Annotated in this window: 15 protein-coding genes; 4 read left to right on the top strand and 11 right to left on the bottom strand. The window is 42.9% G+C overall.

Annotation, left to right across the window (positions count from 1 at the left end; translation table 11 throughout):
• Window positions 1–175: 175 nt before the first annotated feature.
• The 6 genes from glnA to G7Y42_RS00780 all read right to left on the bottom strand — a co-directional run bounded on the left by glnA (window position 176) and on the right by G7Y42_RS00780 (window position 5,661).
• Complete coding sequence (glnA, locus tag G7Y42_RS00805; RefSeq protein ID WP_165002951.1) at window positions 176–1,516, bottom strand: type I glutamate--ammonia ligase; 1,341 nt, start codon at window positions 1,514–1,516, stop codon at window positions 176–178.
• 28 nt (window positions 1,517–1,544) lie between these two features.
• On the bottom strand, window positions 1,545–1,937 hold the full coding sequence (locus G7Y42_RS00800) for a MerR family transcriptional regulator (RefSeq protein WP_165002949.1): 393 nt from the start codon (window positions 1,935–1,937) through the stop codon (window positions 1,545–1,547).
• A 202-nt stretch (window positions 1,938–2,139) separates the two neighbouring features.
• Window positions 2,140–3,375, bottom strand: a complete 1,236-nt coding sequence (gene hflX / locus G7Y42_RS00795; RefSeq protein WP_165002947.1) for a GTPase HflX — start codon at window positions 3,373–3,375, stop codon at window positions 2,140–2,142.
• A complete protein-coding gene (gene miaA / locus G7Y42_RS00790; RefSeq protein ID WP_165002945.1) occupies window positions 3,375–4,298 on the bottom strand; it encodes a tRNA (adenosine(37)-N6)-dimethylallyltransferase MiaA in 924 nt (307 codons plus the stop codon). Before miaA ends, hflX begins: the two co-directional genes overlap by 1 nt.
• Before the next feature lie 7 nt (window positions 4,299–4,305).
• The gene (locus tag G7Y42_RS00785; RefSeq protein WP_165002943.1) at window positions 4,306–5,040 is read right to left on the bottom strand and encodes a glycerophosphodiester phosphodiesterase; all 735 of its coding nucleotides are present in this window, start codon (window positions 5,038–5,040) and stop codon (window positions 4,306–4,308) included.
• Between the two features lie 93 nt (window positions 5,041–5,133).
• On the bottom strand, window positions 5,134–5,661 hold the full coding sequence (locus G7Y42_RS00780; protein WP_165002941.1) for a hypothetical protein: 528 nt from the start codon (window positions 5,659–5,661) through the stop codon (window positions 5,134–5,136).
• Between the two features lie 179 nt (window positions 5,662–5,840).
• On the opposite strand from G7Y42_RS00780, the gene clpP reads away from it, so the two are divergent.
• Entirely contained in the window at window positions 5,841–6,434 is a 594-nt protein-coding gene (gene clpP / locus G7Y42_RS00775; RefSeq protein WP_002289402.1) for an ATP-dependent Clp endopeptidase proteolytic subunit ClpP, read from the top strand.
• 40 nt (window positions 6,435–6,474) lie between these two features.
• Here the strand turns inward: clpP and G7Y42_RS00770 are convergent, their stop codons facing one another.
• The 4 genes from G7Y42_RS00770 to efrA form a co-directional block, all read right to left on the bottom strand.
• Window positions 6,475–6,960 carry a gamma carbonic anhydrase family protein gene (locus tag G7Y42_RS00770; protein WP_165002939.1) on the bottom strand — a complete coding sequence of 162 codons (486 nt, stop codon included), beginning with the start codon at window positions 6,958–6,960 and terminating at the stop codon, window positions 6,475–6,477.
• A gap of 142 nt (window positions 6,961–7,102) precedes the next feature.
• Window positions 7,103–7,297 (bottom strand): hypothetical protein, encoded by a 195-nt coding sequence (locus G7Y42_RS00765; RefSeq protein ID WP_165002937.1) that lies wholly within the window; start codon window positions 7,295–7,297, stop codon window positions 7,103–7,105.
• A gap of 69 nt (window positions 7,298–7,366) precedes the next feature.
• Window positions 7,367–9,130, bottom strand: a complete 1,764-nt coding sequence (efrB, locus tag G7Y42_RS00760) for a multidrug efflux ABC transporter subunit EfrB (protein WP_165002935.1) — start codon at window positions 9,128–9,130, stop codon at window positions 7,367–7,369.
• Entirely contained in the window at window positions 9,127–10,857 is a 1,731-nt protein-coding gene (gene efrA, locus G7Y42_RS00755; protein ID WP_165002932.1) for a multidrug efflux ABC transporter subunit EfrA, read from the bottom strand. The genes efrB and efrA overlap by 4 nt, the downstream gene beginning before the upstream one ends.
• Window positions 10,858–11,096: 239 nt before the next feature.
• Between efrA and G7Y42_RS00750 the strand changes: the two genes are divergently transcribed.
• The 3 genes from G7Y42_RS00750 to G7Y42_RS00740 all read left to right on the top strand — a co-directional run bounded on the left by G7Y42_RS00750 (window position 11,097) and on the right by G7Y42_RS00740 (window position 14,130).
• Entirely contained in the window at window positions 11,097–11,714 is a 618-nt protein-coding gene (locus G7Y42_RS00750; protein ID WP_165002930.1) for an isochorismatase family protein, read from the top strand.
• A gap of 522 nt (window positions 11,715–12,236) precedes the next feature.
• A complete protein-coding gene (locus G7Y42_RS00745; protein ID WP_165002928.1) occupies window positions 12,237–12,449 on the top strand; it encodes a DNA-directed RNA polymerase subunit epsilon in 213 nt (70 codons plus the stop codon).
• A gap of 1 nt (window position 12,450) precedes the next feature.
• A complete protein-coding gene (locus G7Y42_RS00740; protein ID WP_165002926.1) occupies window positions 12,451–14,130 on the top strand; it encodes a ribonuclease J in 1,680 nt (559 codons plus the stop codon).
• Window positions 14,131–14,364: 234 nt separating this feature from the next.
• Here G7Y42_RS00740 and G7Y42_RS00735 read toward each other — a convergent pair whose 3' ends face one another.
• Complete coding sequence (locus G7Y42_RS00735; protein WP_165002924.1) at window positions 14,365–14,565, bottom strand: cold-shock protein; 201 nt, start codon at window positions 14,563–14,565, stop codon at window positions 14,365–14,367.
• Between the last annotated feature and the right edge of the window lie 78 nt (window positions 14,566–14,643).

Genomic DNA, 14,643 nt, shown 5'->3' with positions numbered 1-14,643 from the left:
TTTTTGTTCTATTCAACACTACCATATCATCGCTTTGGGTACGATTTTTTTCAAAACTAACCTTTTTCAACTCATTTATGCGCAAGATTGTCTATAAACTTTATTTTTTGTCAAAAAAGAGGTTGTGACAGAATTACTGTCACAGCCCCCTTTTCCCGAATAAACGGTGTCCTGTTTAATAAAGTTCTAGATACTGCTCTCTTTCCCATTCGGAAACGGTTTGTCGGAATGCGGCCCATTCCAGACGTTTCGCTTCGACAAAATTCGAGAAGATGTGCTGACCTAACGCATCGATCATCACTTTGTCTTTGCGCAATTCTTTGATAGCGTTGTGGATCGTCGAAGGCAAGTCTTGGATATGCGCTGCTTCTCTTTCTTCTTCATTCATCACATAAATATTGCGGTCAACTGCTGCTGGAGGTGTGATTTGATGACGGATGCCATCTAAGCCAGCTTGCAGCAAGACTGCCATCGCCAAATATGGATTAGCAGATGGATCTACTGAACGCAATTCCAGCCGTGTAGATAGACCGCGAGATTCTGGCACGCGGACTAATGGCGAACGGTTGCGTCCGCTCCATGCCACATATACAGGTGCTTCATAGCCAGGCACTAATCGTTTGTAAGAGTTGACTGTCGGGTTGCAGACTGCTGTGTAGGCACGCGCATGTTTCAATAATCCGCCTAAGAAATGATAGGCTGTTTCACTTAATTCCAATTCGCCGTCTTTATCATAGAAGACATTCCCTTCCTCATTGAACAAAGACATGTTGCAGTGCATCCCTGAACCATTGATCCCGAACAATGGTTTCGGCATGAATGTCGCATGGAGACCATGTTTGCGTGCGATCGTTTTAACGACTAGTTTGAAGGTTTGGATATTGTCGCATGCATCGACGACATCCGCGTATTTAAAGTCAATCTCATGCTGACCTGGTGCCACTTCATGGTGGGAAGCTTCGACTTCGAATCCTAAGCTCTCCAATTCCAGCACGATATCCCGACGGCAGTTTTCACCTAAATCGGTCGGTGCAAAATCAAAATACCCGCCTTTGTCATTCAGGTTGGTCGTGATTCCGCCATCTTCATCTAATTTAAATAAGAAAAATTCCGGTTCTGGTCCTAAATTGAAAGAGGAGAAACCAAGCTCCCGCATATCCTTCAGCGCACGTTTCAAGTTACCGCGAGGGTCTCCTGCAAAAGGTGTGCCATCTGGATTATAGATATCGCAGATCAAGCGGGCAACTTTTCCGTGGTCGCTTTCCCATGGGAAGATCATCCAAGTAGAAAGATCCGGATACAGGTACATATCACTTTCTTCGATTCGTACGAAACCTTCGATAGAAGATCCGTCAAACATCATTTTGTTTTCTAATACTTTGTCAATCTGACTGACTGGTACTTCAACATTTTTGATTGTCCCTAAAATATCCGTAAACATCAATCGCAAAAACCGGACGTTCTCTTCCTCGATGATTCGTTTGATTTCTTCGCCAGTAATCTGTTTCTTTACCATGGTATCCCTCTTTCTTTTTTTAATTAATTCAGTCAAAGAATTGTCTTTGCAGTCCCTGTGACTGATAATGCCCTGTTTTGCTTAGACCGCCTTGCGCCAGTATCTCATCACGAAAGATTTGCCGAACGTCATGATCTGTGAGCGGCTTTTTACTTTTTGCTTCTTCTTTTTTCGCTTGTGCCATTTCGTACACGCGTTTGATCCCTGCCATATTCAGCCCATCAGAAAGATAATCCTTTATCTCCAGCAATGTATCGATATCATTCAACGAATACATGCGGCGGTTTCCTTCGCTTCGCTCGGGATGAACAAGTTCTTGTTCTTCATAATAACGGATTTGCCGTGCAGATAAATCAGTCAGCTTCATCACTGTACCAATCGGAAACACAGACATCGAGCGGCGCAATTCCTTTTCTCCCATCAGACGTCCTCCTTCGTTTCATAAGTTGGGTCAAGTGTACCAATTTAAAAAAAGCTTGTCAACTACCTATGTGAGGTTTTCTAACATGAAGCTAAATTTTTTTTATAAAAAAGCAAAACAAAAAAAGATAAGGCTCCATATCGTGATGATATCGCCTTATCTTTCTCTATTTCATCCTCTTGCTAAAAGAAAAATGTTTGGTTTACCGGTTTTTTCTTAGCCATTTCGAAGAAGGTTTTGCAAAACCTCGCACTTCATAGGTATTGTCTTCTTCTATGAAATGTTCATCCAAAACCAATGTCTGCCTTCTTAATTCACTGAGCGTCTGTCCTTTGTCACTTGGAACGACTAACGTATACGGTGTCAGAAGCTCCATCAATTGACGTTTGACTGCTTCTATCAAAGAACGTTTTCCTTCCTCGCTTCTGGCAGAGATCAGCACATTTGGAAACAATGTCGGTGTGAACATCGACGGGTCGATTTGATCTGCTTTATTATAAACTGTCAAAATCGGCATATCCTTCATCTCCAACTCATCCATCAGTTTCAAGACCGTCTGTTCCTGCAAGATACGATCAGGCGAGCTTGCATCGACTACATGGAGCAAAAGATCCATGTTCTGGCTTTCTTCTAATGTCGAATGGAACGCATCGACCAGTTGCGTTGGCAAGTCTTGGATAAATCCAACGGTATCTGTTATCGTGATTTCAAAGCCTTCCGCAAATCGCCATTTTTTCGTCAAAGGATCTAGTGTTGCAAATAATTGATCCTTTGAATACGTATCTGCTTCTGTCAGCAGATTCAAGATCGTTGATTTCCCTGCGTTGGTATAGCCGATCAAGCCGATTTGGAATACTTCACTGTTTTTTCTTTTTTGTCGATTCCGTTCTCGATGTGCTTCGACTTCTTTCAATTCTTTCTTCACACCGAATATCTTATTTCTGATATGTCGGCGGTCTGTTTCGAGTTTGGTTTCCCCAGGGCCTCTCGTACCGATCCCTCCGCCAAGTCGAGACAACGATTTCCCTTGTCCAGCTAAACGAGGCAGAAGATATTCCAGCTGTGCTAGCTCGACTTGGAGTTTCCCTTCTCTTGAGCGGGCTCTCATAGCAAAGATATCCAAGATCAGCTGGACGCGATCAATGACCGGCAATCCGACTGCATCCGCGATCAATTGACTTTGTCTAGGTGTCAGTTCATGATTGAAAATAATCAGGTCTGCTTCATGTGCGTCCGCCTGCTGAACCAATTCCTGCAACTTGCCTTTACCGATGATCGTTTGACGGTCTACTTGCGGACGTTTTTGCATCACCGAAAAAACGACCTCGCCAGATGCTGTATTGGTGAGCTGGATCAATTCTTTCATGGATTCTGCAAAGTATCGCTGATTTTGTTCTGTTTCTACACCTACGATGATCACTTTTTCTTTTTCTTCCATTATTCTTTCGCCTCCAGCCATTCACTGATTGTTTGTTCGATTCGTCTGTTCTCTTCGGGATGCTGCACAAGATCGAACCATCGTGCGTTCAAGCGGTTCCGAAACCACGTGAGCTGTCGTTTGGCATAACGTCTAGAATTCTGCTTAATCTGGCCTACTGCTTCTTCTAATGTTTCTTTTCCTTCAAAGTATGGAAAAAGTTCTTTGTAACCGATCCCTTGACTTGCTTGGATTTTTCCAAGGCTGTAGACAAATCGTGCTTCAGACACTAATCCTTCCGCAAGCATTTGATCCACTCGCTGATTGATCCGCTGATAAAGCAGCTCACGTTCTGTATCCAAACCGATCATACAGTAATCATACAACCGTTTCGGTGCTTCTTTAGGTGCGGTGATGCTGTAGCCAGTGGTCTCAAAGACTTCCAATGCACGTATGACTTTTCGCTGATTGTTCCAGTGGATTTTTTCCGCAGCTGCGGGATCTTTTTCGTTCAGCTGTTCCCACAGTGCTTGTTTACCGATTTTTTCGGCGAGTTCCTCATATTTTCTTCTGACAGCCGCTCCTGCTTCATCTTCTTTTGCGCCTAACTGATAATCGTAAAGCAATGACTGGATATATAGTCCTGTACCTCCGGCAACGATCGGCAAGCGACCTCGACTGGTTATGTCGGCGATCAACTGACGGCCCGTCTGCTGAAAATCAGCTGCGGAATAATTTTGAGTAGGCGCGATCACGTCAATAAGATGATGCGGGACTCCTTCCATTTCTTTCAGTTTGATTTTGGCTGTACCGATATCCAGTTTCTGGTAGATCTGTAGCGAATCACCACTGATGATTTCTCCGTTGAATTTTTTTGCCAGTTCCACACTAAGAGCTGTTTTTCCTACTGCTGTGGGACCGACGATCACTAATACTTTTTCCATCGTTCTCCTACTTTTTCATTGATTGCTTCCATCGCACTGCCTTTTCGGGAAAGTCCGTAATGATTCCGTTCACATTCTGTTGGATGCACTTTTCCATCTCTTCTTCTGTGTTGATCGTCCATGGCCGAATAGCTTTCGGAAAGGCCTCAGCGTCATGTGGATGCTCGAGCAGCCAGGTGATCTTCGGATGGATTCCTTCGATATATCCTGCTTCTGCTGCTAATTCTATTTTTTTCTCAGAAGTACTTAGAAGCAGATCCAACTGGGCATCTGGTTCCAGAACAGCGATCCGTTCTAATGAATGGAGATTGAAACTGCAGTAGCCGTGTTGAAACGGCCACTCTCTGCTTGTCAGCAAATTAGCTAGTTTTTCTTCGATCCCCAGGTACTCGTACTGATCTGTTTTGATTTCGATCATCAGCATACCACGATAATTTTTCTGAAGAAGCAATGCAAGCACTTCTTTTAACTCCGGTACTTTTGTTGCAGCGAATTCTTTGTCGAACCAGCTGCCAGCGTGGAGTTTCTTGATTTCCTCAAGTGTTTTTTCCCGGATCAGCCCTTTGCCGTTCGTCGTCCGGTCCACTTCCTCATCATGCATCACGATCAGATGACCATCTTTACTCAAATGCACATCTAATTCGATTCCGTCTGCCCCTGCACGTATCGCTTCTGAAAAAGCTGGAAGCGTGTTCTCAGGATGTGTACCGCTACTTCCTCGATGAGCATAGATTTGTACCATTATATTTCACACTTCCGTTCTTCTTTTATTGTATCACAAGAAAAAAGAAAGCACCGCCACAGACTTTTCAAGTAGCGGCGGCTGGATTTAGCCTCAGCTCCAAACATCGTCCTTTGAAAAGAAGCCGATCGGTTGGCGCGTCATATTTTTTAGTTGTGATTTTTTTTCATTGATCATCTCTGTCAAGTTATCCGTGAAGTTTTCCAAGATCACCCGTCCGCCTTTGTAGGCATATCCGCCGATTTTCATTGTCTCGTCTGGCGACAGGACGACTTTTCGGTGGGAGATATTCTTGAATAGCTCATCCAAGATATAGTTCGGCAGATAAAAGCTGTTTTGAGCTGAGAATGATTGCAGATAAGCAAAATCATCGATCGTGATATAACAATCGTCAAAGGCATCGAAGCTGACGTATTCGTCTAGCATGGTCGCTCTTTTTTGTAAGATTTCATTGATTTTTTTATTGAGCTGATTCAATGTCTCGATTTCTTTGACCTTTAATTCCAGCTCGCGTCGCCTCTGTTCTTTGTTTTCTAAGTGACGCATTTGGAGTGCCATTCCAGCATAGACTAAAACAGCTCCTAATAGTACGCCGATAAAACCTGTGATAGCAACTATCAATTATTGTTCCTCCTTGTTTCGATTCTCCGTTTATCATACCATAAAGCCACTTTCTCCGACTATTTTGCAAAAGTTTTTTATTTGACCTTTTTTGACCAAAAATGTATACTACTTTTTAGGTATTCGAAACCAACTTATGTTACACTATTTCTGAAAGAAATTTAAGGAGGAAATCTATTATGAATTTAATTCCTACAGTCATCGAACAATCATCTAGAGGCGAAAGAGCCTACGATATTTACTCACGTCTATTGAAAGACCGCATCATCATGTTGAGTGGACAAGTGACAGATGATCTAGCAAACTCAATCATCGCCCAATTGCTTTTCTTGGACGCACAAGATTCTGAAAAAGATATCTATTTGTACATCAACTCTCCTGGTGGTTCAGTAACAGCCGGAATGGCCATCTACGATACAATGAACTTTGTCAAAGCAGATGTTCAAACGATCGTTATGGGGATGGCTGCATCGATGGGCAGCTTCTTGCTGACAGCTGGTACTAAAGGGAAACGTTTTGCTTTGCCAAACGCTGAGATCATGATCCACCAACCACTTGGCGGAGCGCAAGGACAAGCGACAGAAATCGAAATCGCTGCTCGCCACATCCTGCAAACACGCGAACGCTTGAATAAAATCTTAGCAGAACGCACAGGACAACCGCTTGAAGTGATCGAAAAAGATACAGATCGTGACAACTACATGACAGCAGAACAAGCCAAAGCATACGGCTTGATCGATGAAGTCATGGAAAACAGTTCTTCATTGAACTAAAAATAAACAAAAAATGTCCGCCGTTTATGGCGGGCATTTTTTATTTCTGCTCTTTGAATTCCCCTCTTGCGTGCTGCTGGGCAATGTCGATGTAATGCTGGATATTTTCTTTGTTTTTTTGGATTTCTTCTTCGGTCAAAGGACGAATGACTTTCGCCGGACGGCCAAAAGCCAAAACGTTTGGCGGAATGACTTTTCCTTCTGTCACTAGAGAACCTGCGCCGATCAAACTGTTCTCGCCAATGACAGCATGGTTCAAAATCGTCGAGCCCATCCCGATCAATGCGCCTTTTTCGATTTTACAGCCATGTATCATACATTGATGGCCCACAGTCACTTGTTCAGCGATCTCAACAGGTGCATCATGATCGACATGGACGATCGTTCCGTCTTGGATATTGGTCCCTCGCCCTATTTTGATCCAGTTGCTATCTCCTCGCAATACTGCCTGATACCAGATCGACACCTCTTTTGCTAATGTGACATCGCCGATCACTGTCGCATTCGGTGCAATGAATCGTTCCATCGGTTTCTCCTCCTTGTGTTTACTTGTATGTCTTATTTCCACACCAAGTATCCGTTTTATATTACTATACATTTATTTTTGCACAGCGTATAGAAAAAACAGGCAAGAAAGGATTAATTTCTGCCTGCTTTTCTCTATCGATTTATTTCATTATCTGCTCTTCTTGTACTTTTTTCAAGATTTGTTCATAGATTTCGATTTGTGCTGCCAAACGCTCGATCTGAAATTCATTTTCGAAAAAATCAGCAGATTCCACTGGCTTTGTTTGACAGACATTCGTTAGACGATCGATTTCTCTTTTGGTCTCAACGATTTTTTCTTTCAAAAATTGTTCCATCTTTTGCGTCCTCGCTTTTCTTGATACATTTACTTTACCATTATCAAGAAAAGAGAACAAAAAATAAGATTACTCCTCGATTTCTTCAGCAAACTGGCTGTTATACAATTTTTCATAGAAACCGCCTTGCGCGAGCAAGCTCTCATGTGTCCCTTTTTCGATGATCTGCCCTTGATCCATCACTAATATCAGGTCAGCATCACGAATCGTTGACAAACGATGGGCAATCACAAAACTAGTCCGTCCTTCCATCACGCGATCCATCGCTTTTTGGATCAAAGCTTCTAAGCGAGTATCCACCGAACTTGTCGCTTCATCCAAAATCAGAATTTTCGGATCTGAAACCACTGCTCTGGCAATGGTCAGCAGCTGCTTCTGTCCTAGCGAGACGTTCTCACCTTCTGAATTGATCGCCATTTCATAACCATCTGGCATCGTCCGGATAAAGTGATCGACATTTGCTGTTTTTGCTGCATCAACGACCTCGTAGTCTGTCGCATCCAATTTTCCGAAACGGATATTGTCAGCAATCGTTCCTTCATACAACCACGCATCTTGCAGTACCATTCCGAACAACGAACGGACATCACTTCGGCTCATGGATTTCGTATCGATCCCGTCAATCCGAATGGCGCCTCGATCCACCTCATAAAAACGCATCAGTAAATTGATCAAGGTCGTTTTCCCAGCTCCAGTCGGTCCTACGACAGCAACTGTCTGACCAGCTTTGACTTCAAAGTTCAAGTCCTGGATCAGCGGTTTCTTCGGATCATAAGCGAAATCGACATGTTCAAATGTAACTGCACCTGAGATCGTTTCAGGCAAAGTGACATCTACTTTGTTTTCTTTTTCTTCTGGTTCATCCAAGATCTCAAATACGCGTTTTGTCGCTGCTGACGCACTTTGCAAGACAGAAGAAAGCTGTGTCACATTCCCCATCGGCTGGCTGATCTGCCAGATATACTGGATGAATGCTTGCAGTTGTCCTACCACGATCACTCCTGTAATCACGTAAAAGCTCCCCAGAACGGCCATACCGATATAAGTCGCATACGCCGTCAATTGAACGAGTGGCATCATGAGTCCTGAGATGAAAGCTGCTCTGAAACCGTAATATTTCAAACTGTGATTCACTTTTTTGAATCCTTCGAACGTCTCTTTTTCCCGTCCATATACCTTCAAAACACTGAATCCAGTCATGTTTTCCTGCACATATCCATTCAATTCACCAAGAGAATTCTGCATGCTCTGGAAATATTTCTGAGAAGCATTGATGACTCGTTTCGATATCCAAATGGAAGCAGGGATCATGATCATAGAGATCAAGGCCATCAGTGGCTGGATATAAAACATCATCGCCGCAGCCATCGCGATACCCAAAATCGCATTCACGATTCCGATAAACGCTTGCTGCAGCGCACCACTCACAGCATCCACATCATTGGTGACACGAGACAAAATATTTCCCTGCTGGTTTTTGTCGAAATAAGAGACAGGCAAACGGTTGATTTTTTCTTCGATATCTCTTCGAAGATCCTGCATCGCACTTTGCACCACATTAGTCATCAATACACCTGACAATAATTGTGAAATGCAATATCCGATCCCCACTACCGTGATCCATATCAAACATTTGAATACGTAGGAAAAGTTGATCGACTCGTTATTGGCGATATTCCTGCTGATCTCAGTCGTCGGCAATCCTGTAACATAAGGCAGCGCCGCATTGAATGCTACAGTCAGGACTGTAAACAGGATCACTAAAAGAAAGGTCATCTTGTAGGGTTTGATGTAACGAGCTAAACGTTTCAAGGAAGAAAAGGTCTTTTTCATGCTAATTCCTCCTTCGACAATTGTGAAGCGGCAATATCGTAATAGATAGGACAAGTTTCGAGTAATTCTCGGTGTGTGCCTATACCAACTACTTCTCCTTCATTCAACACAATGATTTTATCCGCATGCATGATCGTTCCGACACGCTGCGCCACGATCAGAACAGTGGATTCTGTCGTTTCTTTCTTCAAGCGAGCACGAAGCTTCGCATCTGTCTGGTAATCAAGGGCAGAGAAGCTGTCGTCGAAGATATAGATCTCTGGACGACGGATGATCGCTCGGGCAATGGCAAGCCGCTGCTTTTGTCCACCAGAGAAGTTTGCTCCTCCTTCTGACAGATGTTCATCATAGCCATCTGCTTTTCTCGAAATAAATTCTGCAGCCTGAGCGATCTCTGCTGCACGTTCCATTTCTTCTTGCGTGGCATCCTCTTTCCCATAACGCAGGTTCTCAGCAATCGTTCCAGTGAACAAAAGTGCTTTTTGCGGAATAAATCCGATTTTATTTCTTAATTTACTCAATTGATAATCGCGTACGTCTACACCATCAATCAGGATCTCCCCTTCACTGACATCATAAAAACGAGGGATCAACTGGATCAGTGTAGATTTACCGCTGCCTGTGCTTCCAATGAACGCAACGGTTTCGCCAGGAGAAGCAGTGAAACTGACATTTCGGATCACAGGTTCTTGTGAATGCCCTGGGTACGCAAAAGTAACGTTTTTGAATTCGATATATCCTTTTGTTTTTGTTTCAGACACACCATTCGGATCCTCAACGATCGACGGACTTGCATCTAACGCTTCTTGGATACGCCCAGCCGAAACAGCAGCTCTCGGATACATCATGAAGACACTCGCAAAGAGCATGAACGAAAACAGCGCATGGAAAATATATTCGATGAATGCAATCAAATCACCTACTCGCAAGGCGCCAGCATCGATTTGCACTGCACCGCTCCAAATGATCAAAACCATCACGATATTAAATAGGAAATAAAAACCAGGTTGAGCGACCGCCATCAGACGAAATAGACTTTTTGAGCTCGAAGCATAATTCTCATTGACTTTCGCAAACCTTTTTTCTTCGAATTTTTCATTGACAAATGCACGGATCACGCGCAAGCCTGACAAGTTCTCACGTAGAATGCTATTGATCTTGTCCAGATTTTTTTGTTGTTTTTTGGATAATGGTTCAGAAATCTTAGCGATCGCAACGACTGCCATCAACAGAAAAGGCAAGGCACCGACCACATAAAGACTCAGCGACACGCTTGTTCGCATCACCATGTACAAACTGACCACGAACATCATAGGTGCCATAAAACCGATCCGCAAAATATTCTGTAGAAAAAGCATGATCTGATACGCGTCATTCGTCGTTCGAGTGATCAAAGACGCTACACCTAGATCCTCATATTCTTGATGCGAATAACTTTGGATCTTTTGGAACAGATCATCACGGATATCTGCAACGATGTTCGTCGTGATTCTCGAACCGAAATACCCCAATAAAATATTCATCACGATCCCTATCACAGTGATAACGATCATAAAGATCCCCTGCTGCTTGACGAAATCAAAATCGTCATTTCGTATCCCGACATCGATCATGCGTGCTAAGATCGTAGGTAGCCCTAATTCAATCAGGATAAACCCGAAAACGCAAATAAAATTGAGCACTAAATATTTTTTATAGCGCATCGTGTAATGCCACATTAGTTTCACTTTCTCATCTCCTTTTAATCAATACTCATTTTGCCATTACTAAAAATGATAGCACATTCCCTTCTTTAAGAGAACACCTCGATACATAAATGAGAAAATACTTTTTCTTGGATCAGTTTTCAAAAGGAATGATCCAACACTGGCATACGAGACGAAATGATTCCAAAAATAGATCTTTTTTTGTATAATTTCAATAACCAGATTTTTGAAACCGCTTTACCGATTAAGGAGTGAACATTATGACTAGTTTTGCAAAAAGAACAGAAGACCATTTATTGACCCCGGAAAACAGTGTGCTGACGATCATCGACTACCAGCCAACACAAATCAATTCCATTAATTCGATGAATCGATCCGAGCTTATCCGAAATACCGAGATCGTGATCAAATTGGCGAATCTTTACCATGTCCCCATCGTTTTGTCTACGGTCAATGTCGAAAAAGGATGGAACACTGATACGATCCCTGTACTGAAAAAAGCCGTCGGACAAACTACACCATCTTATGACCGTAGTTCTATCAATGCGTGGGAAGATGCTGAATATCAAGCAGCGATAAAAGCTACAGGACGAAAAAAAATCATCATGCTAGCGATCTGGACCGAGGCTTGCCTGACATTTCCGACATTGGACATGTTAAGTGAAGGATATGAGATTTACCCTGTCGTCGATGCTATTGGAGGGACTTCTCCACTTGCTCATCAAACTGCTTTGCAGCGTGTCCAACAAGCTGGTGCCCAACTGACTACGATCCCACAGTTGGCTTGCGAATGGCAGCGCGATTGGGACCGTTCTGAAACGGTTCCAGGATTTGATGCTTTACTGACGGAATTTGGCGCTTTTTCCAATTTACGTTGATTATAGATGTAGTTTATTGTTTGGCGGGGGTGTGACAAATATCTTGTCATGCCCTTTTTTTGAATACATGGTCTTCAAGCTGCTGATCTTTGGCATTCGTTTAGAAAAATACAAAATATGAAGAGCTGTTTTTTTCTGTTTGTTCTTACTGCTTGATGCAGGGCAGCTTTTTCACGACCTCTCTTTTACCCGCGTACACAACGTACATATTTTTGTTTTCGTCCGTTTTTGGACACGATCAAAAGATAAAGCTAGTTTTTTTCTTTACTCATTGTTGATTTCTATACTTATCAGCCATTTTGTGCTAGAATAACAATTAATTATTGTATGATTTTTATACAGAAGGTACGGTTGAAGAAAATTCCGAACAGATAAGCAAAAACGAGGCTTGTCTCTTTGATTTGAATCAAGTATTCCGATCAAAGCATATGAAAAAACAGGTGGCTTGTCCCCTCGTTTTGTGTTGTCTTAAAAAATCAACTAGCTAAATCACTGCTTTATGCAGATAAAGGAGACAAAAAAATGATCTACAAAGTTTATTATCAAGAAACAAAAGTCCGCAACCCTAAACGGGAAGAAACTCAAGCCCTTTATATTGAGGCAAATAGTGACGTGGAAGCACGCCAGCGCGTGGAAGAAAATACCCCATACAATATTGAATTCGTGCAGCTTCTAGAAGGAAACCATCTAGAATACGAAAAAGAAAATGCACAATTTTCATTAGTGGAGTTTTAAGATGAAACTTTCCATCAAAAATAACGAGACGGGCGTCTTTGCTATTGGTGGATTAGGTGAAATCGGGAAAAACACGTATGGGGTACAATTCCAAGACGAAATCATCATCATTGATGCAGGGATCAAATTCCCTGAAGATGAATTGCTTGGTATTGACTACGTCATTCCTGACTACAACTACATCATTCAAAATTTACACAAAGTAAAAGCACTTGTGATCACACATGGACACGAAGACCATATTGGCGGGATCCCTTATTTACTGAAGCAGGCAAACATCCCCGTTTACGCTGGGCCACTTGCCTTAGCTCTGATCACGAACAAATTAGATGAACACGGGCTGCTCAGAGATGCTGAACTTCATGAGATCCATGAAGACACAGTGATCCGCTTCAGAAAAACCTCTGTCAGCTTTTTCAGAACCACGCACAGTATCCCTGATGCATTAGGTGTCGTCGTGAAGACGCCATCTGGAAACATCGTTGCTACCGGTGACTTCAAATTTGATTTCACTCCAGTAGGCGAACCGGCTAATTTGCACAAAATGGCCAGAATCGGAGAAGAAGGCGTTCTTTGTTTGTTGTCAGACAGTACGAATGCCGAAATCCCTACATTCACTAAGTCTGAAAAAACGATCGGTCTTTCTATTTTGAAAATTTTTGAAAAAATCGAAGGCCGTATCATCTTTGCCAGTTTCGCATCGAACATTTTTCGGCTGCAACAGGCGGCTGATGCTGCGGTAGCTACTGGCCGAAAAATCGCTGTCTTTGGTCGAAGCATGGAAAATGCGATCGTCAATGGTCAACGTCTAGGCTATATCAAAGTGCCAGACGGAACTTTTGTCGACGCCCATGAAATCAATCGACTACCAGCGAATGAAACGATGATCTTATGTACAGGTTCTCAAGGGGAACCGATGGCTGCATTGAGCAGGATCGCAAATGGCACACATCGCCAGATCCAGATCCAGCCAGATGATACAGTGATTTTCTCTAGCTCACCGATCCCAGGTAATACAACAAGTGTCAATCATTTGATCAACTTGTTATCTGAAGCTGGAGCGGAAGTGATCCATGGGAAAATCAACAATATCCATACCTCTGGACACGGTGGTCAAGAAGAACAAAAATTGATGCTTCGTTTATTGAAACCTAAATATTTTGTTCCCGTCCACGGAGAGTTCCGGATGTTGAAGATCCATGCTTCCTTAGCACAAGATGTCGGTGTGCCCGCTGAGAATTGCTTTATCATGGAAAATGGTGATGTCTTAGCTTTAACAAGTGAAACAGCTCGTCCTGCCGGTCACTTTGCTGCTGGCGATGTTTACATCGATGGTAGTGGTGTCGGCGATATTGGTAGCGTAGTCCTGCGCGATCGCCACCTGCTTTCTGAAGAAGGTCTTGTTTTAGCTGTTGCGACAGTCGATATCAAGAAAAAAGAAATTCTGGCCGGCCCAGATATCTTGTCACGCGGATTCGTCTATATGCGCGAATCTGGTGAAATGATCAACGAAGCACAACGCATCCTCTTCCATGCTTTAAGAGAATGCTTGAATGGTCCTGACTGTTCTGAGTACAAATTGAAAGAAGCTATGTCCGGCGCGCTCCAGCCTTTCTTATTCGAACGAACAGAAAGACATCCGATGATCTTACCGATGATCATGACACCGGACGAAGAATAGTCAACGCGCCCAGGATAAGTCTCCAAGCGCGATCACTACAGCCGAAAGCCACGAAAATGCTTGTTCATTTTTGTGGCTTTCGTTTTTTTAAAAGTATCTGCACGCCCGTTTCGCCTGCTTTTTACAAAAAAACACCTGCGGCAAAAGAACTTCTCCTTTTGCCGCAGGTATTTTTTCTTTATTTGGTTCTCTGATAAAAAACTATCAACAAATCAGTTTCATCTACTGATATAATTAAGCTTTTTCAACATTTGCAGCTTGTGGGCCGCGGTCTGATTCTTCAACGTCGAAAGTCACTGCTTGACCTTCTTCTAATGTTTTGAATCCTTCACCTTGAATTGCTGAGAAGTGAACGAATACGTCGCTTCCGTCTTCACGTGAGATAAAACCAAATCCTTTTTCTGCGTTGAACCATTTTACTGTTCCGTGTTCCATTAATAATACCCTCCTCGTGCCAAAGCACTTATTTTGATTGTAACATTGCTCGTGTACGATAGAGGTGCAACAGATGTT

It is taken from the genome of Enterococcus sp. ZJ1622 (assembly GCF_011038845.1).
In the GTDB taxonomy this organism is placed as follows: domain Bacteria; phylum Bacillota; class Bacilli; order Lactobacillales; family Enterococcaceae; genus Enterococcus_B.
This window is presented reverse-complemented; position numbering and strand designations above follow the sequence as displayed.

Bases quoted from the DNA above. Each gene is read 5' to 3' on its own strand.
- glnA (WP_165002951.1), bottom strand. From the start codon at position 1,516: ATGGTAAAGAAACAGATTACTGGCGAAGAAATCAAACGAATCATCGAG.
- G7Y42_RS00800 (WP_165002949.1), bottom strand. From the start codon at position 1,937: ATGGGAGAAAAGGAATTGCGCCGCTCGATGTCTGTGTTTCCGATTGGT.
- hflX (WP_165002947.1), bottom strand. From the start codon at position 3,375: ATGGAAGAAAAAGAAAAAGTGATCATCGTAGGTGTAGAAACAGAACAA.
- miaA (WP_165002945.1), bottom strand. From the start codon at position 4,298: ATGGAAAAAGTATTAGTGATCGTCGGTCCCACAGCAGTAGGAAAAACA.
- G7Y42_RS00785 (WP_165002943.1), bottom strand. From the start codon at position 5,040: ATGGTACAAATCTATGCTCATCGAGGAAGTAGCGGTACACATCCTGAG.
- clpP (WP_002289402.1), top strand. From the start codon at position 5,841: ATGAATTTAATTCCTACAGTCATCGAACAATCATCTAGAGGCGAAAGA.
- G7Y42_RS00770 (WP_165002939.1), bottom strand. From the start codon at position 6,960: ATGGAACGATTCATTGCACCGAATGCGACAGTGATCGGCGATGTCACA.
- G7Y42_RS00765 (WP_165002937.1), bottom strand. From the start codon at position 7,297: ATGGAACAATTTTTGAAAGAAAAAATCGTTGAGACCAAAAGAGAAATC.
- efrB (WP_165002935.1), bottom strand. From the start codon at position 9,130: ATGAAAAAGACCTTTTCTTCCTTGAAACGTTTAGCTCGTTACATCAAA.
- G7Y42_RS00750 (WP_165002930.1), top strand. From the start codon at position 11,097: ATGACTAGTTTTGCAAAAAGAACAGAAGACCATTTATTGACCCCGGAA.
- G7Y42_RS00745 (WP_165002928.1), top strand. From the start codon at position 12,237: ATGATCTACAAAGTTTATTATCAAGAAACAAAAGTCCGCAACCCTAAA.
- G7Y42_RS00740 (WP_165002926.1), top strand. From the start codon at position 12,451: ATGAAACTTTCCATCAAAAATAACGAGACGGGCGTCTTTGCTATTGGT.
- G7Y42_RS00735 (WP_165002924.1), bottom strand. From the start codon at position 14,565: ATGGAACACGGAACAGTAAAATGGTTCAACGCAGAAAAAGGATTTGGT.